The organism is Aquabacterium sp., assembly GCF_048860245.1.
Lineage (GTDB): Bacteria > Pseudomonadota > Gammaproteobacteria > Burkholderiales > Burkholderiaceae_C > Aquabacterium.
Genome location: NZ_JBLIZW010000107.1, coordinates 1 through 19,927 on the forward strand (window position 1 = coordinate 1; position 19,927 = coordinate 19,927).

Here is a 19,927-nt window from a genome sequence, read left to right on the forward strand (position 1 = left end):
AAGATCAGGCCGCCACCATGGCCGCCTTGAAGGTCAAAAAGCTCAGCAACGAACTCCAGTTATCCCTCCTGTAGTGGCACGCTGACTAGGTCAACCTAGTCAAATCAACCACTTACAGCATTTGGTGTCGAACTCGGGTGACCATGCAGAAGACCTCAGCCTTTTCCTTGACCAAGCTGGCGGCTGCCGCCGTGTCGCTGCTGACCTTGGGTGTGGTGGCGACGCAGCCCGCACATGCCGAGGAAGAGAAGGTCCTCAACATCTACAACTGGTCGAACTACATCGCTCCCGACACCATTGCCAATTTCGAGAAGGAAACTGGCATCAAGGTGCGCTACGACAATTTCGACAGCAACGAAATCGTCCACGCCAAGCTGGTGGCGGGCAAGACGGGCTACGACATCGTGGTGCCCTCGTCGTACTGGGCCAAGATGCAGGCCGATGGGGGCTTGCTGCAAAAGCTCGACAAGAGCAAATTGCCCAACCTGAAAAATCTGGATCCGGCCTTCCAGGCCCAACTGGGGATGATGGACCCCGGCAACCAGTACATGGTGGACTGGCTGTGGGGCTACACCACCGTGGGCATCAACGTGGACAAGGTCAAGGCGGCGCTGGGCAACATGCCCATGCCCGAGAACGCCTGGGATCTGATCTTCAAGCCCGAGTACATCAGCAAGCTCAAGACCTGTGGCGTGTCGATTCTCGACTCTCCCACCGAACTGGTGCCGGCTGCGCTGCACTACCTGGGCAAGCCTGCATTCAGCAAGAACATTGCCGACTACCAGGCCGTGCCGGCCTTGCTCAAGAGCATCCGTCCCTATGTGACCTTGTTCAGCTCGTCGGGCTACATCAACGACATGGCCAACGGGTCGATCTGCGCGGCCTTCGGCTATTCGGGTGACATCAACATCGCCAAGAACCGGGCCATCGAAGGCAAGACGGGGCAGCACATCCAGACGCTGACGCCCAAGACCGGTGGGGTCGTGTTCATGGACGTGATGGTGATTCCCGCCGATGCGCCTCACCCCGAGAACGCACACAAGTGGATGAACTACATCATGCGCCCCGAGGTGCATGCCGGCCTGACCAACAAGGTGTTCTACGCCAACCCCAATCTGGCGTCGCGCAAGCTCATCAAGCCTGAAATCGCCAATGACCCGGCGGTGTATCCCCCCGAGGCTGACATGAAGAAGATGGCGCAGCCGACGGCGGTCAACAACGACATCCGCCGTCAGATGACGCGCATTTACACCTCGTTCAAGACAGGGCTGTAAGCATGGTCGGGCAGGCAGCAGACGGTTTTCTGAGCATCCGTCACCTCGTCAAGGAGTTTGTCAGCGACGATGGCGGGACGTTCCGCGCGGTGGATGACATCTCGCTGGACATTCGCAAAGGCGAGATCTTTGCGTTGCTGGGGCCGTCTGGGTGCGGCAAGACCTCGCTGCTGCGGATGTTGGGTGGGTTTGACCTGCCCACGTCCGGCTCCATCATCCTGGGTGGGCAAGATCTGGCGCAGTTGGCGCCGTTCGAGCGGCCCATCAACATGATGTTCCAGAGCTATGCGCTGTTCCCGCACCTCTCGGTGTGGGACAACATCGCGTTTGGTCTCAAGCGTGAAGGCTTGCCCAAAGACGTGGTGGCCGAACGCGTGGAGGCCATGCTCAAGCTGGTGCAGTTGGGCAAGTTTGCCCAGCGCAAGCCCCATCAGATGTCGGGCGGACAACAGCAGCGTGTGGCCCTGGCCCGTTCGCTTGCCAAGCAGCCCAAGTTGCTGTTGTTGGACGAGCCTCTGGGCGCGCTGGACAAGAAGCTGCGTGAAGAAACCCAGATCGAGCTGGTGAACATCATCGAATCGGTGGGTGTCACCTGCGTGATGGTGACCCACGATCAGGAAGAGGCCATGACCATGGCGAGCCGCATCGGGATCATGAGCGAGGGCTCGATCCTGCAGGTCGGCACCCCCAACGAGATTTACGAAACCCCCACCAGCCGCTTTGTGGCCGATTTCATCGGCAACGTGAACCTGATGGACGGCACCTTGGCGGTGGACGAGGCCAGCCACGTTGAGATCCAGTGCGACGATGTGCGCCATTGGGTCGGGCATGGCATCACCGGTCACGAAGGCATGCCTGTGACCGTGGCGTTGCGCCCTGAAAAAATTCGCATTTCGCCTCGCCCGCCCGTGCCCGGTGAAGAAGACCTGGCGCCTGCGCCGCTCAATCAGGTCAAGGGCAAGATCAAGGACATGGTCTACTTTGGCAGCGACACGCTGTATCACCTGCAGATGCCCAGTGGGGCCATTCTGAAGGTCAGCCAGAGCAACACCGAGCGTCACCCGGACGACCACCTGACCTGGGATGACGAAGCCTATGCGTGGTGGACGCCGTCGGCCCACGTGGTCCTGACGCAGTAAGAGGGCGCGATGAGTTCCGTTCGCCCCAAGCTCAAATGGTCTGAACGCCCCGTCGTGGGCGTGCCATACCTGTGGCTGCTGGTGTTCTTCCTGCTGCCGTTTTTGATCGTGTTGAAGATCAGCGTCTCCGAGATGGAGATGGTGAGCTTTGGCGACATCGTCACCTGGGCGGACGGGGTGCTGAACATCAAGATCAAGTTCAGCAATTACCTTTTCATCACCCAGGATGACCTGTACTTCAAGACCTATCTGGCCAGCCTGAAGTACGCCGCCATCACCACGGTGCTGTGCCTGATGATCGGCTACCCGTTTGCCTATTTCATGGCCCGTGCCGCGAAAGCCTGGCAACCCGCTTTGCTGATGATGGTGATGTTGCCCTTCTGGACGTCGTTCCTGCTGCGCGTGTACGCATGGAAGGCGCTGCTGAGCGAGGGCGGCTGGGTGGCGCGCGTGCTGGATGCCGTGCATGTGGATCAGGTCTTGATCCTGGCCGGACTGATCCCGGGGCCGGGGCAGTACCTCAACACGGCGTTCTCGCTGGTGCTGGGCATGACCTACACCTATCTGCCCTTCATGATCCTGCCGCTGTACGCCAACCTGTCGAAGATGGACATGCGCTTGCTGGAGGCGGCCTCTGATCTCGGTGCCACGCCCTGGACGGCCTTCTGGAAGGTGACGGTGCCGCTGTCGCGCGCAGGCATCGTGGCGGGCGCGATGCTGGTGTTCATTCCTTGTGTCGGGGAGTTCGTGATCCCCGAACTGCTGGGGGGGCCGGAGACCTTGATGATCGGTCGCGTGCTGTGGGATGAGTTCTTCTCGAACAACGATTGGCCGATGGCCTCGGCAGTGGCTGTGGTCATGATCTTGCTGATCCTGGTGCCCTTGGCCTTGTTCAACAAGGCGCAGTCTGACTCGCAGGAGGGGCGTCGATGAGAAAGGCGCTGATTCCATCCTGGCAGCGTGCAGGACGCTGGGCGTCGCGGGTGTGGCTGACCGCAGGCTTTGCCTTCCTGTATCTGCCCATCGTGGCCTTGGTGGTGTACTCGTTCAATGACTCGCCGCTGCCGACCGTGTGGGGTGGTTTCACCCTGGAATGGTTCCGCAAGCTGCTGCATGACACCGAGTTGCTGGAAGGGCTGTGGTTGTCGCTCAAGACCGCGTTTTGCACCGCCACGGCCGCCGTGGTGTTGGGCACGTGTGCCGCCTGGGCGCTGAGCAAGCACAAACGCTTTGGGGGCCGCACCCTGATGGTGGGCATGATCAATGCGCCGCTGGTGATGCCCGAGGTGATCATTGGCTTGTCGCTGTTGCTGATGCTCGTGTCGGTGCAGCGGGTGCTGGGCTTTCCAGAGCGCGGCATGCTGACCATCTGGATGGGGCATTTGCTGGTGGGCATGGCCTATGCCACGGTGGTGATCCAGGCCCGTCTGCAGACGCTCAATCCGCAACTCGAAGAGGCAGCGCAGGATCTGGGGGCGCGGCCGCTGCAGGTGTTCTTCCTGGTGACTTTGCCCATGATTGCGCAGTCGCTGGCTTCGGCCTGGTTGCTGACCTTCACCTTGTCGCTCGATGATGTGGTGCTGGCCGCCTTCTTGTCGGGCCCGGGCTCGACCACGATGCCCCTCGTCATCTTCTCTCGTGCGCGTTTGGGGCTGGACCCCAGCGTGAATGCCGTGGCCACCCTGGTCATCGCCGTGGTGGCGGTGGCGGTGGTGGGGGGCAGTTACCTGTTGGCGCGCGCCGAGCGTCGCCGTACCCAAGAGATGGCCCAGGCCGCACGGTCCTGAGCGTGAGCATGTCCATACACAAGGAGCACCGCACCATGAAGCGCACCCTGACCTGGTCCCTGATGCCGGTGGCACTGGCCATCTGTACGGCTTTCCCGGCCCCTGCCATGGCCCAGAGCAACCAGGAGTTGCTCAAAGAGCTGCGTGCGCTGAAGGCCCGCATGGCCGAGCTGGAAAAGAAGCTGGAGGCACAAGCGGCCGCACCGACCCCGGCCCCTCAGGCGGCCGTTGCGGCGCCGACGGCACCGGCCGGTATGACCGAGGAGCAACAGCAAGAGTTCAACCGCATCGCGGTGAAGACCGAGGCGCTGGAAGACTCGCGGGACATGCTGGGCTTCAAGGGCTTGAAGGTTTCTGGCTACATGGATCCGACCTTCATCTACAACCGTCGTCAGGACCGCGCGGGCTTCCAGTTCTTGAACTCGGTGGGCGAGGGCGGCTACACCTACGACGATTCGTACATGGGCACCGTGGCGCTGGACTTCCTGAAGGAAACCGACAGTGGCGCGCGCTGGCGCCTGACCTTGTCACCGCAGCGCAGCACGCAGGCGGTGTCCGAGGGCAGCAACTCCATCCTGCACGAGGCCTCGGTGTCGATCCCCTTGAGCGATCTGCAGACCCGCTTCATCGCCGGCCACATTCCGGACTGGTCTGGCTACGAGTACTTGCAGCCCACGCTGAACAAGCTGGTGACGCACAACCTGTTGTTTGATCTGACCTTGCCAACGGCCTACACCGGTGCGGGCATGGAGTTGACGCGCGACAAGTGGATCATCAAGAGCGTGCTGGCCAACATGAACGGCAGCAAGCGCAACGCCCGCGAGAAGACGCCCGTGCTGGCCTACCGCGTGGACTATGCCAAGGGTGAGTTCCAGGGCTTTGGTTTTGCGGGCGTGCATGGCATGGCGGCCAACAACTCTCAGAACGTGCTGGACGGCTCTGGGGAGGTCGTGGCCCAACGTGACTCGCGCGTGGACCTGTTCGAATTCGATGCGTATTTCATCCGGGGTGACTGGACGGTGCAAGGCCAGTTGAGCTTGGGACGTCAGAAGAAAGCCGCGATCACCGCAGACCCTGATACCGGGGCGCTGCGTGATGCGTACTGGACAGGTTTCTCGACCTTGGCTGCGTACAAGTTTGAACCCTGGCTGGAAGGCATCGCCCGCTTCGATTACATCTTCAACAAGAAGAATGGCGGTGGCTTGCTGACGTATGCGACGCCGGATGGCATCAACGGCATCGGGCCGGATCAACTCAGTGGCGATGCCAACAAGGGTGTCAACCGCGGTGCCTTGACCCTGGGCTTGGGCTACAACTTCAACCTGAACACCACGTTCAAGTTTGAATACCGCTATGACTGGGCCACCGGTGCGGTGTTCGAAGATGCCAAGTCAGGCGGCTACAAGAAGAACAACCAGTTGCTGAGCACCGCAGTGGTCGTCAGCTTCTGAGGTCAACACACGCATGAAAACGGGGCCCTCGCGGCCCCGTTTTTCTTGGTGAGCCAGCCGGGGTCACACGCCCAGCTTGTCTCGCAAGTCGTAGTACATCGCCCCCATGGCGGTGAAGGGAACGCGGAAGAGGCGGCCGCCGGGAAAGGGGTAGTGCGGCAGCTGGGCGAAGGCGTCGAAGCGGGTGGCCTGGCCGCGAATGGCTTCGCTCAGCACACGCCCGATCAGATGGGTGAAGGTGACGCCGTGGCCGGAGCACCCTTGCGAGAAGTAGATGTTGGGCGATAAGCGGCCTACCTCTGGCAAGCGGGTCAGGGTGAGCAGGAAGTTACCCGTCCAGCCGTAGTCGATGCGCACGTCCTTGAGTTGCGGAAAGGTCTTGAGCAGCTTGGGGCGGATGATGGCTTCGACGTGAGCGGGATCGCGTGCGCCGTAGATCACCCCGCCGCCGTACAGCAGCCGGCGATCGGCTGACAAGCGGAAGTAGTCCAGCAGGAAGTTGCAGTCTTCCACACAGTGATCGGTGGGCAGGATCTCGGGGAAGCGGTCGCCCAGTGGCTCGGTGGCGATCACCTGCGTGCCGCAGGGCATGGATCGAGATGCGAGCCGTGGCTCCAGATCACCAATGTAGGCATTGCAGGCCACGATGACGAAGCGGGCTTTGACCTGCCCGGTGGCAGTGTGCACGGTGGCTGGGTCACCGCGGTCCACGCGGGTCACGGGCGACTGCTCGAAGATGCGGCCGCCCAGCGATTCCAACGCTGCCGCTTCGCCTTGCGCCAGGCGCAGCGGGTGGACGTGGCCAGCGCTGCGGTCGAGCAAAGCGGCCTTGTAGCGGCGAGAGCCAATGTGTCGCTCGGTTTCGGCCGCGTCCAGCAAGTCGAGCTCCTGATGGCCCAGGCTTTCCCACAAGGCTTTGTGGTGCTCCAGTTGGTGCACCTGTTTGCTGCTCAGGGCGGTGAACATGCCGCCCGGTTTGAAATGGCAGTCAATGCCGTATTGGGCGATGCGCTCTTTGATGATGCGTGCGCCTTCAAAAGCCATGCTGCCCAGCGCCGAGGCGGCGTCTTTGCCGTAGCGCGCTTCGATGACGTCGATGTCGCGGGAATAGCTGTGTACCAACTGGCCACCGTTGCGGCCCGATGCCCCCCAGCCCACGCGTGAGGCTTCGAGCACGATGACCTTGAAGCCGGCCTCGGCCAGATGCAGGGCCGAGGACAAGCCGGTGTAGCCGGCCCCGATGATGCACACATCGGCTTCGTGTGTACCCTGCAGGGCGGGGCGATCGGGTTGGCTCAGGCCGCTGGCGGCGTAGTAAGAAGGCGCGTGCCGGGTCGGATCGTGACTGGCACAGGGGGCGGTGGCGGTGCGCATGGTGCAGGTTCCTGTCAGACGTGCAAGAGCAGGTGCTCGCGTTCCCAGGGGGAAATCACCTTCATGAATTCACTGTGCTCGGTTTCCTTGACCTCGGTGTAGACGCTCACGAACTCATGGCCCAGCACATCGGCCAGATCGGTTTCGTTGCGCAACAGCTCGATCGCTTCGCCCAGGCTGCGCGGCAGGGCGTAGTCGCCGAGGTAGGCATCGCCCCGGCACTCGGGCGTGGGCTCGATCTGCTTCATGATGCCCAGGTAGCCGCAAGCCAGGGTGGCGGCGAGTGCGACGTACGGGTTGGCATCGGCACCAATCACACGGTTTTCGATGCGGCGTGCGGCCGGGGGCGCCAGCGGCGACCGGAAGCCCACGGTGCGGTTGTCCATGCCCCACTGGATGTTGATGGGGGCAGCGGCAAAACGCACCAGCCGGCGGTAGCTGTTCACATAGGGTGCGAGCAAGGCCATGGCCGCCGGGATGTAGCGCTGCAGCCCGCCGATGTACCAGTAAAACGCCTTGGACGGCGTGCCATCGGGGTTGCTGAAGATGTTGGCCCCGGTGAGCTTGTCCACCACGCTTTGGTGCACGTGCATGGCGCTGCCTGGTTCGTTGGCAATGGGCTTGGCCATGAAGGTGGCGTACATGTCGTGACGCAGGGCCGCCTCGCGAACCGTGCGCTTGAAGAAGAACACCTCATCGGCCAGCGACATGGGGTGGTCGTGGAAGAAGTTGATCTCCATCTGCCCGGCGCCGATTTCGTGGATGAGGGTGTCCACGTTGAGCTTCATGGCCTCGCAGTAGGCGTAGATGTCTTCGAACAGCGGATCGAACTCGTTGACCGCATCAATCGAGTAGGCCTGACGCGAGGTTTCGGCGCGGCCACTGCGTCCCTTCGGTGGCTTCAGCGGCAGGTCAGGGTCCACATTGCGCTCGACCAGGTAGAACTCCAGTTCGGGGGCCACCACGGGCGACCAGCCTTGGGCATCGAACAGGTCGCAGACCCGCTTGAGCACCGAGCGGGGGGCGAAGGGGATGAGTCGGCCATCCCGGTCGTAGCAATCGTGGATGACTTGGGCGGTGGGGTCGGACGCCCAGGGCACGATGCGGGCGGTGGTGGGGTCGGCCCGCAGGTGCATGTCGTGGTCGGTGGCGCTGATGACGTCGTAGTAGGGGCCGGACTCGGGCATTTCGCCCGTGACACCCATGGCGACGACGATCTCCGGCAGGCGCATGCCCCGGTCTTCGGTGAAACGGTCACGCGGCAGGATCTTGCCGCGGGCCACGCCGGTGAGGTCTGGCACCAGGCACTCGACTTCGGTGACACCTTGCTGATGGAACCATTGCTCCAGGTCGCCGAAGGTGCGACAGGGGGGCGTGTTGTGGGACATGGCAAACGCTCGCTTTCAGGCAGTGGATCGGATCGGGCGGGGCATGGCCCGCAGGACAGCGTCGTGCGCTCAGCGCGACGGTGGCCGGTGACGATCGCGCCAGTCTTGGCAAGCTTGACCAAAAGCCGTGAGGATGTCCATGGACACGGGGTTGGTGGCCGCTTGCCACTCGGGGTGCCATTGCACGCACAGACTGAAGCCTGGGCTTTGAGAGATGGAGAACGCTTCGACCAGCCCGTCTGGAGCGAGGGCTTCGACGCGCAGGCCGGGTGCCAGGCGCTTGATGCCCTGCCCGTGAACGCTGTTGACCTGCACCGACGGGGTTTTCAGGATCTCGATCAGTTGTCCGTCGGGCGACAGGTGCACGGGGTGAGCCGGGCCATACTGCATTTCAACGGGGACCTCGTCGCCGCCAGCGCGGTGGTCGTTCAGGCCGGGCTGTTCGTGCACGGCCTGGTGCAAGGTGCCGCCCAAGGCGACATTGGCTTCTTGAAAGCCGCGGCAGACGCCCAGCAGCGGCAGGCCTCGCTCGACCGCCAGACGAATCAGGGGCAAGGTCCACTGATCGCGCGCGGGGTCCAGCGGCAAAGACGGGTCGTGAACCGCCTCGTCAAAGTGGCAGGGGTCGACGTTGGAGGGCGAGCCGGTCAGGAACAGGCCGTCGGCCATGTCCAGCCAGTCCAGCAGTTCGTCAGGGTGAGCGGCGGGCACCACCACCGGGAGGCAGCCCGCCAGGCGCACCGCCGTGACGTACTTTTGTCCAACCATGTGGAAGGGGTGGCGTCCCAGCGGGCGGTTGCAGGCTGGGATCAGAACCCGGGGCGCGTGACGGGGCAGCGCCTGAGCCACCGGGGTGGCGTGAGCGGGGGGCTTGGCAGCTTCGATGTGAACCATGTGGGCTGTTGGAACCGCGATGACCAAACAATAGCCGGAAACCCTTCCGGCTGGAAGCCCTGGTAACCACGCAAGAACCGGTCCAGCCTACGTCAGCGTGTGAGCCATTCCACAATCGGACGCCATTGCGCCAGGTCTTTGTCGACCTTGTGAGGCGGCACATCCCACAGACTCAGGCCATGGGCCGCCAGATGGGTGTAGTTCTGGGTGTCGCGCAGCTGGGCCAGCCAGGGGATGTCGAGCGTACGCAGAAACGCTTGCAGATTTTCGGCTGCCTTGGTGTGCTCTTTGACCCGGTTGGCGACCACCCCCAGTTGCAGCTTGCGGGCCCGCTTTTGTTGGTGCAGTGCCGACAGAAAGTCTTGCGTGGCGTAGATGTCGAAGACGCTGGCCTGCAGCGGCACGATCACCTTGTCGGCAATTTTGCAGACGGCTTCCAGGCGTTTGCCGTGCAGGCCGGCGGGGGTGTCCAGCACCACGTGGGTGACGCCTTTGGGCGGGCGCGCGATGTCGTCCTTGTCAATGTCCCAGCTGGTCACGGGGGGCAGATGGCTGGGGCGCAGTTGCAGCCACAGGCGCGACGACTGCTGTCGGTCGATGTCGCCCAGCATGGTCGCGTGGCCCTGTCGGGCAAAGTAGCCTGCAATGTTGCTCGACAGGGTGGACTTGCCCACACCGCCCTTGGGATTGGCGACCACGATCACCGGCATGCTGTTGACTCCTGTTGACGACAGACAGAGGCGTTGGAAAGCGGCTCATTATGGCGGGCGGTGATGCGCCTTGTGTGACGCTGGCACCTTTTTGGCTAGAGTGGAGAGGGGCGCCACCGAATGACGCCCGGGACAGGAGTGTGCAGATGACCGCTTTTTCTTCTCCCAGTGCCCAGGCACGCATCTGGCGCGATCGTGCCGATGCGCTCGTGGCTGAGCAGCGCCTGGACGGGCGTGCATGGATTGACGGACAACGGGTGGCCGCCCAGGGCGGGGCGACGTTCGATTGCGTGTCGCCCATCGACGGGCGGGTGCTGGGCCAGATCGCCCGTGGACAGGCGGCCGATGTGGATGCGGCCGTGCAGGTGGCCCGTCGCACGTTTGAAGCGGGCGTCTGGTCTCGTCAGGCGCCGGTGGCTCGCAAAAAAGTGCTGCAGCGCTGGGCGGAGCTGATGGTGCAGCACAAGGATGAACTGGCCCTGCTGGAAACGCTGGACATGGGCAAGCCCATTCAGTACAGCCTGACGGTGGACGTGCCGCTGGCTGTGCGTTGCATTGCCTGGTACGCCGAAGCGATTGACAAGGTCTACGACGAGGTGGCGCCCACGGGCCCGGATGCCCTGGCCCTGATCCAGCGCGAGGCGGTGGGCGTGGTGGGGGCCATCGTGCCCTGGAACTACCCCATGCTGATGGCGGCCTGGAAACTGGGGCCGGCCTTGGCCACGGGCAACAGTGTGGTCATCAAGCCTTCTGAAAAATCGTCCCTGACCGCCATGCGCATGGCAGAGCTGGCGCACAAGGCAGGCTTGCCGGCCGGGGTGCTCAATGTTGTGCCGGGCTACGGACATGAAGCCGGCGAGGCCTTGGCCTTGCACATGGAGGTGGATGCCCTGGGTTTCACCGGGTCCACCCGTGTGGGCCGCAAGATGCTGGCCTATGCCGCCGAGTCCAACCTCAAGCGCGTGTTCAACGAACTGGGGGGCAAGTCAGCCTTTGTGGTCTTTGACGATGTGGGCAGCGTGCAGCGTGCCGCCCAGGCGGTGGCCGGGTCCTTGTTCTTCAACCAGGGCGAGTCCTGCAATGCGCCGTCTCGTCTGGTGGTGCACGAGGCCGTGGCCGATGCGGTGCTGGCCGAAGTGCTGGCCATGGCCCCGCGCCATCAACCTGCCGACCCGCTCGACCCGGCCACGGTGATGGGGGCCTTGGTGGACGAAGGGCAATTGCGCACGGTGCTGGGCTACATCGACCAAGGCAAGGCGCAGGGCGCACGTTGCGTGGCCGGTGGTGAACAAGCCTTGGCTGAAACCGGGGGCTACTACGTGCAGCCCACGGTGTTTGACGGGGTGCGCAGCGACATGACGATTGCCCAAGAAGAGATTTTTGGCCCGGTCTTGAGCGTCATTCGTTTTCAGGACGAAGCCGAGGCCATCCAGATCGCCAATGGCACCCCGTATGGCTTGCAAGCCAGCGTGTGGAGCCAGGGGCTGGACCGTGCACACCGGGTGGCACGGGCCATCCGGGCGGGGACGGTGCACGTCAACCAGTACGACGAGGACGACATGACCGTGCCGTTTGGCGGTTTCAAGCAGTCTGGCAACGGACGCGACAAGTCCTTGCACGCGTTGGACAAGTACACCGAGCTGAAAACGACCTGGATTCGCATCAACCCGGCCTGACTTGGGGCGACAATCTCGGCATGTCCACCGCCGTTCAGCTTGATATCGCCTGCTTGTGTGCCGATTGGTGCGGCACCTGCCGTGAGTACACCGACACGTTTGCGGCCCTTCAGCAGGCGCTGCCGGGGCATCGCTACCGCTGGATCGACATCGAAGACGAGGCCGATCTGGTGGGGGATGTGGATGTGGAAACCTTCCCGACCTTGCTCGTGGCGGCGCAAGGGCATGTGCTGTTTGCCGGGCCGGTGTTGCCCCGCCTGACGGATGCGCAGCGCTTGATTGAAGTGCAGCAAGCGCGGGCCGCAGAGGCCTTGGGTTCAGGTCAATGGCCCAGCGCTGCCGCGCAAGGTGTGCCGGCTGATCAGTGGGCGGCGTTCAGTGCCGTGGCGTCGTCCCTGGCTCGCAACGACGACTGATCGAGCGGCTCATCCACCTCAGGCTCCGACAGGACCCAAGCGGTCATGGCGGATCGGAGCCAGTCGTCGACCGCACGGGGTGTGCGCACGGCGATGGGGGCAGAAGTTTTGACGGATGGGGTAAGGGGCAGCGTGTCCATGATCGTCGTCCTGGTCCCTCTTGAGAGAGGTCGCCTGATTCCTATCGACCATGTTGGTGCATCTGTGAAGGTCGAGCCCGTGGATCAACGGGGCAAATGTCACGCATTTTTGCGGGCACGGCAGGACGCGCCCCAAATCAGGGCAATCAGCGTGTGGCGCCGGCTGGCCTGGCTGTTTGGGCCAGTTGGAGCGCCAAACGGCGCAGGGCTTCCCACGCGTCGTCCGGCCATTGGGGATGGCGCAGGCCTTTGACGATGCCGTCCACGGTGCTGGCGTTGGCCACCAGGCGAGCCAGGGCAGGGGCCTTGGCTTGCGGCAAGATGCGCTCAAACAGCCGTTCGCGGGGGCCCCAGACACGTTGCTCGCGCAGCACCATGGGCAGCGGCTTACCACCATCCAGGGCCGTGCGGGCGCGGTACAGCCCCAGAATGTCTTCGGCCAGGGCCCAGTGCACCAGCACGGCGGCCTCGCCTTCGGCCTGCAGGCCGTCGATCATGCGAAGCGTGCGTTCAATCTGACCCGACAGCACCGCTTCGCTGAGCTTGAACACGTTGAAGCGGGCCACGTCGACCACGGCTTCTTCAATCTGTTCGATGGTGAGGGTGCCGGGCGGATGCAACAGGCCCAGCTTGACGATTTCCTGATGGGCGGCGAGCAGATTGCCCTCGACCCGGTCGGCGAAAAATGCCAGGGTCCGTTGACCCGCTTCCCCCGGTTCGACCTGCTGGCCTTGCGCGGCCAGTCGCTGGGCGATCCACAAGGGCAGTTGCTGGCGCTCGATCGGGTCGCAGCGCACGCTCACGCCCACCCCATCCAGCGCGGTGAACCAGGCGCTGCTCAGCTGGGTCTTGTCGAGGCGAGGCAAGGTCACCAGGGTGATGACACCGTCGTTGCCCGCGGCCGTTTCGCAATACTGCTGCAGGGCTTGGGAGCCCTCTTTGCCGGGCTTGCCCGACGGGATGCGGATGTCGATGAACTGGCGATCGCCGAACAGCGACATCTCGCTGGCCGCACCGAGCAGGCTTGACCAGTCGAAATACGCGCCGCTGACCGTGTGCACTTGCCGCTCGGTGTAGCCCGCAGCTTTGGCGGCCGCCCGGATGGCGTCCCCCGCTTCTTGCACCAGCAGGGCTTCATCGCCATGCAGGGTGTACAGCGGCTTGAGCGCGCCACCCGATTTGCTCAGGTGGTTGGCAAGCTGGTCATGGCGCAGTTGCATGAAGCGAATGCCGACCGGTTGGGATCAGGGCCGAGCCAGCGAGCTGGCGCTGACCGATGAGGCGGCGCCGGCCGGGGTGGCGGGTGCGACCAGATCTTCCTGGCGAATCGAGGCCAGGCGACGCAAGACCTGCCCGACGATGTCGGTCTGCATGGCTTTTTGCAAGGCTGCCGATTCGTCCTGCTTGGACAAGGCATCCTTTTCGTTGTAGCTCAGGTCACGTGCCAGGCCCACTTCGGTCGACGGCATCAGGATGCTGCCATCGGCGCGCTTGACCCGAAAGCGCACGCTGGTGCGCACACTCATGACCCGCACTTGCCCATAGGCCGTTTTGGTCACGACCACCATGTCGCGGTTGTCGGCTTGCGCGTCAAACACCACATGGCTGCTGGGCACGGTGGCCGACGACGCGGCCTGGGTGGCCGCCAGGGTGCTGTCGACCACGCGCACGCCACTGGCTTCGAGGGCGCGCGCCAGTTCGCTGGCCAGCGGCGAGTTGCCGGCAAAGCCCGTGAGCTGGATGGTCTGGAAGGCCATGGTCTGACCGCCACGGCGCAGCTGGAAGCCGCAACCGCTCAGGGTGCCCAGAAGCAGGCCGGCGCTCAGACCGGCCACCAGCGTGCGTTGGAGCAGGGTGCGGCGCTGCATGATCAGACCACCAGGTTGACCAGACGACCCGGCACCACCACCACCTTCTTGGGCGGCTTGCCTTCGCTGAACTTGGCGAACTCTTCGGTGGCCAGCGCAGCGGCCTCGATGGCAGCCTTGTCGGCACTCGGGCTGACCTTGATCGAGCCACGCAGCTTGCCGTTGATCTGCAGCATCAGCTCGATCTCGTCTTGCACCAGGGCCGAGTCATCGACCTTGGGCCAAGCGGCGTCGAGCAGGTCGCCCATCTTGCCGGCGTAACCCAGCTCGCTCCACAGCGTGTGCGACAGGTGAGGCGTGGCCGGGTAGAGCGCGCGCAGCAGGATGCCGAAGCCTTCGATCAGGGCGATCTGGCCGTCGGCGGTGTCGGTGGCCTTGAAGCCTTCCAATGCGTTGAGCATCTTCATCGCGCCCGACACCACGGTGTTGTACTGCATGCGCTGGTAGTCGTAGTCCACCTGCTTGAGCACGGTGTGGATTTCCAGGCGCAGGGCCTTGGCATCCTTGCCAAACGCCACGTCGGCCAGCGAGGCGGCCTGTTCGGTCAGTGCGGCGGTGCCGGCGTCAGCCAGACCTTGCAGCTTCATGCCGAAGTTCCACACGCGGCGCAGGAAGCGGTAGCTGCCTTCCACGGCGGCGTCGTTCCACTCCAGCGTCAGCTCGGGCGGGGCGGTGAACATCGTGTAGATGCGGGCCGTGTCGGCGCCGTACTTCTCGATCAGCTCTTGCGGGTCGATGCCGTTGTTCTTCGACTTCGACATGGTGCCCACGCCTTCGTAGTCGATGGCGGTGCCCACTGGCAGCTTGCCGTCGGCGCTGTCGACTTCGTTGATCAGCTTGGCACCGATGACCTTGCCGGCCTCGTCCATGACGTGCTCGACATCGTGCGGCCAGAAGTACTCCTTGCCACCCTTGGCCGTGCGACGGCTGTAGATGTGGTTGAGCACCATGCCTTGCGTGAGCAGCTTCTTGAAGGGCTCGTCCACCTTGACCAGACCCAGGTCACGCATGACCTTGGTCCAGAAGCGCGCGTACAGCAAGTGCAGGATGGCGTGTTCGATGCCACCGATGTACTGGTCCATGGGCATCCAGTAGTCGGTACGCGCATCGACCATCTGGTCGCGGTTGTCGGCGCAGGTGTAGCGCATGAAGTACCAGCTCGAGTCCACGAAGGTGTCCATCGTGTCGGTTTCGCGCTGGGCAGGCTTGCCGCACTTGGGGCAGCCCACGTTCAGGAAGTCGGGGCGCGACTTGAGCGGGTTGCCCGAGCCGTCCGGCACCACGTCTTCGGGCAGCACCACCGGCAAGTCCTTTTCAGGCACGGGCACGGGGCCGCAGTCGGCGCAGTGGATGATGGGGATGGGGGTGCCCCAGTAGCGCTGGCGGCTGATGCCCCAGTCGCGCAGGCGCCAGGTGGTCTTCTTCTCGCCAATGCCGCGTGCTTTGAAGTCTTCTGCGATGGCATCTACGGCCTTTTGAGAGCTAAGACCGTCGAATTTTCCAGAGTTGACTAAGTTGCCCAATTGACCAAACGCTGGATTCCAGTCGCCATTCCAAAGCGATTCAAATGGAATACTTGCTGCGCTTGGATCTTTCGGTTCACCTTTCAAAAAATCCGGTGGGTTATTGCCGAAGGGGAGAATCACGGGCTTGATGGCAATGCCGTACTTCTTGGCAAAGGCGAAATCACGCTCGTCGTGGGCGGGCACGCCCATCACGGCGCCGTCGCCGTAGGACATCAGCACGTAGTTGCCCACCCAGACTTCGACCTGCTGGCCGGTGATGGGGTGCGTGACGAACAAGCCCGTGGGCACGCCCTTCTTCTCTTGCGTGGCCAACTCGGCTTCGGTGGTGCCACCGTGCTTGCACTCATCGATGAAGGCCTGCACCTCGGGTTTGGAGGCTGCGGCGTGCAGGGCCAGCGGGTGCTCGGCCGCCACGGCGCAGAAGGTCACACCCATGATGGTGTCGGCGCGGGTGGTGAACACCCACAGTTGACCGTTGTTGATCTTCTGGCCATCGGCGCCGGTGATGTCGTGGCTGAACGCAAAGCGCACGCCTTCCGACTTGCCGATCCAGTTTTCCTGCATCAGGCGCACGCGCTCGGGCCAGCCCGACAGGTAGTTCTTGTCTTCGGGATTGGCGACCGCACCCAGCAGCTCATCGGCGTACTTGGTGATGTTCAGGTAGTAGCCGGGGATCTCGCGCTTTTCCACGAGGGCGCCCGAGCGCCAGCCGCGGCCGTCGATCACCTGCTCGTTGGCCAGCACGGTCTGGTCGACCGGGTCCCAGTTGACGGTCTGCGTGCGGCGTTCGCAGATGCCGGCTTCCAGCATCTTGATGAACAGCCACTGGTTCCACTTGTAGTACTCGGGCTGGCAGGTGGCGATTTCGCGCGACCAGTCGATCGCCAGACCCATCGCCTTCATCTGCTTCTTCATGTAAGCGATGTTGTCGTAGGTCCAGGCGGCAGGCGGCACCTTGTTTTTCAATGCGGCGTTTTCAGCCGGCAGGCCGAAGGCGTCCCAGCCCATGGGCATCAGCACGTTGTAGCCGTTCATGCGCAGGTAACGGGTCAACATGTCGTTGATCGTGTAGTTGCGCACGTGGCCCATGTGCAGCTTGCCCGAGGGGTAAGGCAGCATGGAGCAGGCGTAGAACGACTTCTTGTCCTTGGTTTCGGTGACGCGGTAGGCGTCGTTGGCTTCCCAGTGCTGTTGGGCACGGGCTTCGACGGCACGCGGGTCGTAGGTCTGGTTATCGTTTTGTGCGCTCATAGGACGACTTGGTGAAAGGTCACCGCCAAGACAAGAGAGGCTGGCAGCCGGATTCCGGACAGGAACCCCGCTCCAGCCTGCGAAGGTGGAATCTGCTGATTATAGGAAGGTGTGGCTCAGTCGCGGTCTGCTCGTTGGTAGCGCCGGCCACTGTCCTCTGCATCGTCTGCGCTGACCAATGCGTCCTTGTCCAGACGCAGTCGTGCCTCTCCGCTAGGAGGCGTCAGGGCGGCGCGATTGACATCGATCTCGATGCGGTTGGGCATGCGCCCTTGTTCGTCTGCGCTCAGTGGGAGCAGCCCCCAACGGAGACCGTCGCCGTACGCGAACCCGATCGCCAAGCCCTCGATTTGGTTGACGTAGTTTGCGTCACCATCGAAATTCGTCCATCCCTCGTCATCGCGTGGGCTGAGTTGGCCGACGATGCTGATTTCGCGACTGACTGCCATCACAACAAAACCTTGCATCAGCCGACCGCCAGAGGTCGCTCGAACGTTCACGCTTTTGGCCCCCGGAGCATGCCAAGCCTTCAAGACACGGAATGGAGGGGTGGGTAGGGCGTCGTTGTCGTGCAGAACGACTTCCTGACCTTCAACGCGCCAGCGACCTTCTGTGAACAGGTCGACCCCACCGTAGCTGGTGGCGCTTGTATAGCGTCCGTCGGCGCTCAACTTGAGCTCAGAGCCGACCTCGTGCACACCGCTGAGGTAGTACCGACCCGGCAGTCTTTGGGCCAGGGCAGCTTCTGCAGGGGATGGGCGATGGATCAATTTTTGGGGACAAGTCGGGGCAGGCTGCTCATTGAGGCCAGCCAGTGGGCGCCAAGTCACCGGCTTGTCGCATCCTAAGTGCCAGGTCAGGGTTCGGCCTCCCGGTAGGGGCGTCTCACCAGAAAGACCATGATTGCGCAGCACACGCAAAGCCTCGGGGTTCTGGGCATCGATGGCGGCTTGTGCAAGGCGCCCGAGGTGGTCTTGTGAGGTTGGGGCAGCGCCCAGCGCGAGGTTCAGCAAGTCGGGGCGGTGCTCGGTGATGGCGGTGGCTAGCAGGCTGGCTGGCAAGTCTCGCTGAGTCGGATCGGTCTGCCACAAACGATCGAGGAGGGCTTTGGCGCGTTGGTAACGCGTGCCCATCAGGGGGCGACTCTGTGGCGAGCCCCAGGCTCGTAGCAGGCGATGACTCAAAGGGCCGGACTGGTCACAGTCACCGATTTGCAGACCCTGGTCCAGCAGACGATCTGCAAATGGTGGGGCCTCTCGCACCAGGCGGATGAGTGCCTCGTAGTCTTGAGGGCAACTGCTTGACAGAGATTGCCCGCTCAGACGAGAGACTTGTTCGATGAGGTCGAGTTGCCCTGTCCTCATGGCATCGGCCACCGATGAGCTTGGCCAGGGGGCTTGTGCCTCGTGGAGGCGATCGACGATATCTCGGTCACCCGTCATGATCGCCCATTGCAGGACAGTGGGGGGCAATGTCGGGCCGTTGATACCCGCCTTGAGTAGCGTCTCGACGAGCAGTCGCCTGGTGGCCGTCTTGATCGTGGAGGCATTTAAGGCGAGGCGCAGCCATTCTGAGCCCCGCTCGTTGAGCGCCCGCCTTGTCGCTGGCTTGGGGTTGTCTAGCAGGGTGGGCAGCAACTCAGGGGCTTGCTGGATTGCCACAGCAAGGGGCGTTTGATCACCGTAATCGGCTGGGTTTTTGACTGGGTCGGCACCACGTTGCATCAGTAGTTGCACCATGGCTTGATTGCGACGTTGCACAGCAGTGGTCAGCCCGAATTGGATGGGGGCTTCCCAGTCGAGAAGCTGTCGCGTCAGATCGAAGTCACCTTGGTAAATGGCAGCATCCAGTGCTGTGTGTGAGCTTGTTTCGTCCAGCTTCGTGTAGCGACTGAAGGTCGAGCCGCCCCATGGGCCCCTCTGCTGCCATGGCATGTTAGCTTCGAGCAGGTTTCGCGCGAGCTTGGAATGACCTCCGAGGATGGCTGCGATGGCTGCATCCAGCTTGCGGTCGAAGGGGGGATTCTTTTCGGGCTTAACGCGGGCAGTTTTGTAACGGGGGACATGTGCGAGCAGCGTACGCAGCGCAGCTTCATCGCCGAGGAACGCAGCAGCAGCCGTGGGTAGTGCTGTCCCAAACGGGTTCATGAGATCTGACTCCGTGGGGTGGAGCGTGCTCAGCAAGTGTTTGAGCCATTGGTCGCCAGATACAAGCGAGATCACGTCGTTCCAGTTCACGAAACGCGGGTCAGGGCTGCCAGCTGCTCTCAGCATGGCGACGATCTTGGTGCGCTCGTCGCGTGTGAGCATTTCGGGGAGCCTGCGTGGATGCATCGCACTCAGGGGGGCGAGCAGGAATTCGAGTGGGGTTAGCCCCTCTGGACTGGCACTGCGTGGGTCCCCCCCGTGTTGGATCACCGTATCGACCATGTCAGGCGAGCCGAAGGCAATGGCCAGCTGTAGCGCAGGCAGTCGGTGCTGAAGGGTCACATCGTTCGGGTTGGCCCCCTGGTTCAGCGCTGCACGCAGCATGCGCAGGCGGGTGTCGAGGGTTGCTCTGTGGAGCCGGAAAAGACGTGCCTGCTCTTTGGGGTTCGACCAGTTCGACGTGGGGTCCTGCAGCGTGAGTTGCGGGTCAGGTCGGATGATGGCGGAAACGATAGGCTCCCCCCGATCGGTGACCTCTCCGAGGTCGCCACAAAGCGGCAGTAGGCGCATGAAGGCATCGAGATCGGCATGTCGGGCGGCCTCGAACAACGCCAGTTGAAAAGTCGTAGGGGTTTGTGGGTGGGTGCGGTCGGTCGCGGTGCTGTTCGTTGGCGGGTTGGGCGTGGTCGCATGGACCATGTGTGCCATGCCGTGTAGCAAAGTCAGTGCCGCGGCTGAAGTTCGCACCATCCGGTGCAGTCGATCCCTGTTGATTTGGAGCATGTCACTGGGGCCGTGTCGCCCTGTCTCATTGATTCACAGGGCAGTATGCGCAGAAGGACCTCAGTCGAGGTGCGCCCCCCCCATAAGCGCGAGATGCTGCGCG

16 protein-coding genes are annotated in these 19,927 nt (G+C 63.1%); 7 read left to right on the top strand and 9 right to left on the bottom strand.

Features of this window, described 5'->3' with window-relative positions:
- The first annotated feature begins 143 nt into the window (after nt 1-143).
- From ACMV18_RS12075 to ACMV18_RS12095, 5 genes are read left to right on the top strand one after another with little or no spacing between them, the layout of a single operon-like run.
- Nucleotides 144-1,274 (top strand): polyamine ABC transporter substrate-binding protein, encoded by a 1,131-nt coding sequence (locus tag ACMV18_RS12075; protein ID WP_420818048.1) that lies wholly within the window; start codon nt 144-146, stop codon nt 1,272-1,274.
- Nucleotides 1,275-1,276: 2 nt separating this feature from the next.
- Complete coding sequence (locus ACMV18_RS12080) at nt 1,277-2,413, top strand: ABC transporter ATP-binding protein (RefSeq protein WP_420818049.1); 1,137 nt, start codon at nt 1,277-1,279, stop codon at nt 2,411-2,413.
- A gap of 9 nt (nt 2,414-2,422) precedes the next feature.
- Nucleotides 2,423-3,346, top strand: coding sequence for an ABC transporter permease (locus ACMV18_RS12085; protein WP_420818050.1), 924 nt, complete (start codon nt 2,423-2,425; stop codon nt 3,344-3,346).
- Complete coding sequence (locus ACMV18_RS12090) at nt 3,343-4,200, top strand: ABC transporter permease (RefSeq protein WP_420818051.1); 858 nt, start codon at nt 3,343-3,345, stop codon at nt 4,198-4,200. Before ACMV18_RS12085 ends, ACMV18_RS12090 begins: the two co-directional genes overlap by 4 nt.
- Nucleotides 4,201-4,235: 35 nt before the next feature.
- A complete protein-coding gene (locus ACMV18_RS12095; RefSeq protein WP_420818052.1) occupies nt 4,236-5,651 on the top strand; it encodes a DUF3138 family protein in 1,416 nt (471 codons plus the stop codon).
- Between the two features lie 63 nt (nt 5,652-5,714).
- Here ACMV18_RS12095 and ACMV18_RS12100 read toward each other — a convergent pair whose 3' ends face one another.
- The 4 genes from ACMV18_RS12100 to ACMV18_RS12115 form a co-directional block, all read right to left on the bottom strand.
- Nucleotides 5,715-7,025, bottom strand: coding sequence for an NAD(P)/FAD-dependent oxidoreductase (locus tag ACMV18_RS12100; protein WP_420818053.1), 1,311 nt, complete (start codon nt 7,023-7,025; stop codon nt 5,715-5,717).
- A gap of 14 nt (nt 7,026-7,039) precedes the next feature.
- The gene (locus ACMV18_RS12105; protein WP_420818054.1) at nt 7,040-8,413 is read right to left on the bottom strand and encodes a glutamine synthetase family protein; all 1,374 of its coding nucleotides are present in this window, start codon (nt 8,411-8,413) and stop codon (nt 7,040-7,042) included.
- Nucleotides 8,414-8,482: 69 nt separating this feature from the next.
- Nucleotides 8,483-9,307, bottom strand: a complete 825-nt coding sequence (locus ACMV18_RS12110) for a gamma-glutamyl-gamma-aminobutyrate hydrolase family protein (RefSeq protein WP_420818055.1) — start codon at nt 9,305-9,307, stop codon at nt 8,483-8,485.
- Nucleotides 9,308-9,399: 92 nt separating this feature from the next.
- Nucleotides 9,400-10,017, bottom strand: a complete 618-nt coding sequence (locus tag ACMV18_RS12115) for a ParA family protein (RefSeq protein ID WP_420818056.1) — start codon at nt 10,015-10,017, stop codon at nt 9,400-9,402.
- Between the two features lie 146 nt (nt 10,018-10,163).
- Here ACMV18_RS12115 and ACMV18_RS12120 point away from each other — a divergent pair, with 146 nt between their 5' ends.
- Nucleotides 10,164-11,693: an aldehyde dehydrogenase gene (locus ACMV18_RS12120; protein WP_420818057.1), complete on the top strand. Its 1,530-nt coding sequence runs from the start codon at nt 10,164-10,166 to the stop codon at nt 11,691-11,693.
- Nucleotides 11,694-11,713: 20 nt separating this feature from the next.
- Nucleotides 11,714-12,109 (top strand): thioredoxin family protein, encoded by a 396-nt coding sequence (locus tag ACMV18_RS12125; RefSeq protein WP_420818059.1) that lies wholly within the window; start codon nt 11,714-11,716, stop codon nt 12,107-12,109.
- Here the strand turns inward: ACMV18_RS12125 and ACMV18_RS12130 are convergent.
- The 5 genes from ACMV18_RS12130 to ACMV18_RS12150 form a co-directional block, all read right to left on the bottom strand.
- The gene (locus ACMV18_RS12130; protein ID WP_420818060.1) at nt 12,055-12,249 is read right to left on the bottom strand and encodes a hypothetical protein; all 195 of its coding nucleotides are present in this window, start codon (nt 12,247-12,249) and stop codon (nt 12,055-12,057) included. The genes ACMV18_RS12125 and ACMV18_RS12130 overlap by 55 nt on opposite strands.
- 146 nt (nt 12,250-12,395) lie before the next feature.
- A complete protein-coding gene (gene holA / locus ACMV18_RS12135) occupies nt 12,396-13,469 on the bottom strand; it encodes a DNA polymerase III subunit delta (RefSeq protein ID WP_420818061.1) in 1,074 nt (357 codons plus the stop codon).
- 24 nt (nt 13,470-13,493) lie between these two features.
- A complete protein-coding gene (gene lptE, locus ACMV18_RS12140; RefSeq protein ID WP_420818062.1) occupies nt 13,494-14,117 on the bottom strand; it encodes an LPS assembly lipoprotein LptE in 624 nt (207 codons plus the stop codon).
- A 2-nt stretch (nt 14,118-14,119) separates the two neighbouring features.
- Nucleotides 14,120-16,894 carry a leucine--tRNA ligase gene (gene leuS, locus ACMV18_RS12145; protein WP_420818064.1) on the bottom strand — a complete coding sequence of 925 codons (2,775 nt, stop codon included), beginning with the start codon at nt 16,892-16,894 and terminating at the stop codon, nt 14,120-14,122.
- Between the two features lie 116 nt (nt 16,895-17,010).
- On the bottom strand, nt 17,011-19,749 hold the full coding sequence (locus ACMV18_RS12150; protein ID WP_420818065.1) for a hypothetical protein: 2,739 nt from the start codon (nt 19,747-19,749) through the stop codon (nt 17,011-17,013).
- Between the last annotated feature and the right edge of the window lie 178 nt (nt 19,750-19,927).

Excerpts from the sequence above, each read along its gene's own strand:
- ACMV18_RS12075 (WP_420818048.1), top strand. The coding sequence starts at position 144 with ATGCAGAAGACCTCAGCCTTTTCCTTGACCAAGCTGGCGGCTGCCGCC.
- ACMV18_RS12080 (WP_420818049.1), top strand. The coding sequence starts at position 1,277 with ATGGTCGGGCAGGCAGCAGACGGTTTTCTGAGCATCCGTCACCTCGTC.
- ACMV18_RS12085 (WP_420818050.1), top strand. The coding sequence starts at position 2,423 with ATGAGTTCCGTTCGCCCCAAGCTCAAATGGTCTGAACGCCCCGTCGTG.
- ACMV18_RS12090 (WP_420818051.1), top strand. The coding sequence starts at position 3,343 with ATGAGAAAGGCGCTGATTCCATCCTGGCAGCGTGCAGGACGCTGGGCG.
- ACMV18_RS12095 (WP_420818052.1), top strand. The coding sequence starts at position 4,236 with ATGAAGCGCACCCTGACCTGGTCCCTGATGCCGGTGGCACTGGCCATC.
- ACMV18_RS12100 (WP_420818053.1), bottom strand. The coding sequence starts at position 7,025 with ATGCGCACCGCCACCGCCCCCTGTGCCAGTCACGATCCGACCCGGCAC.
- ACMV18_RS12105 (WP_420818054.1), bottom strand. The coding sequence starts at position 8,413 with ATGTCCCACAACACGCCCCCCTGTCGCACCTTCGGCGACCTGGAGCAA.
- ACMV18_RS12110 (WP_420818055.1), bottom strand. The coding sequence starts at position 9,307 with ATGGTTCACATCGAAGCTGCCAAGCCCCCCGCTCACGCCACCCCGGTG.
- ACMV18_RS12115 (WP_420818056.1), bottom strand. The coding sequence starts at position 10,017 with ATGCCGGTGATCGTGGTCGCCAATCCCAAGGGCGGTGTGGGCAAGTCC.
- ACMV18_RS12120 (WP_420818057.1), top strand. The coding sequence starts at position 10,164 with ATGACCGCTTTTTCTTCTCCCAGTGCCCAGGCACGCATCTGGCGCGAT.
- ACMV18_RS12125 (WP_420818059.1), top strand. The coding sequence starts at position 11,714 with ATGTCCACCGCCGTTCAGCTTGATATCGCCTGCTTGTGTGCCGATTGG.
- ACMV18_RS12130 (WP_420818060.1), bottom strand. The coding sequence starts at position 12,249 with ATGGACACGCTGCCCCTTACCCCATCCGTCAAAACTTCTGCCCCCATC.
- holA (WP_420818061.1), bottom strand. The coding sequence starts at position 13,469 with ATGCAACTGCGCCATGACCAGCTTGCCAACCACCTGAGCAAATCGGGT.
- lptE (WP_420818062.1), bottom strand. The coding sequence starts at position 14,117 with ATGCAGCGCCGCACCCTGCTCCAACGCACGCTGGTGGCCGGTCTGAGC.
- leuS (WP_420818064.1), bottom strand. The coding sequence starts at position 16,894 with ATGAGCGCACAAAACGATAACCAGACCTACGACCCGCGTGCCGTCGAA.
- ACMV18_RS12150 (WP_420818065.1), bottom strand. The coding sequence starts at position 19,749 with ATGGCACACATGGTCCATGCGACCACGCCCAACCCGCCAACGAACAGC.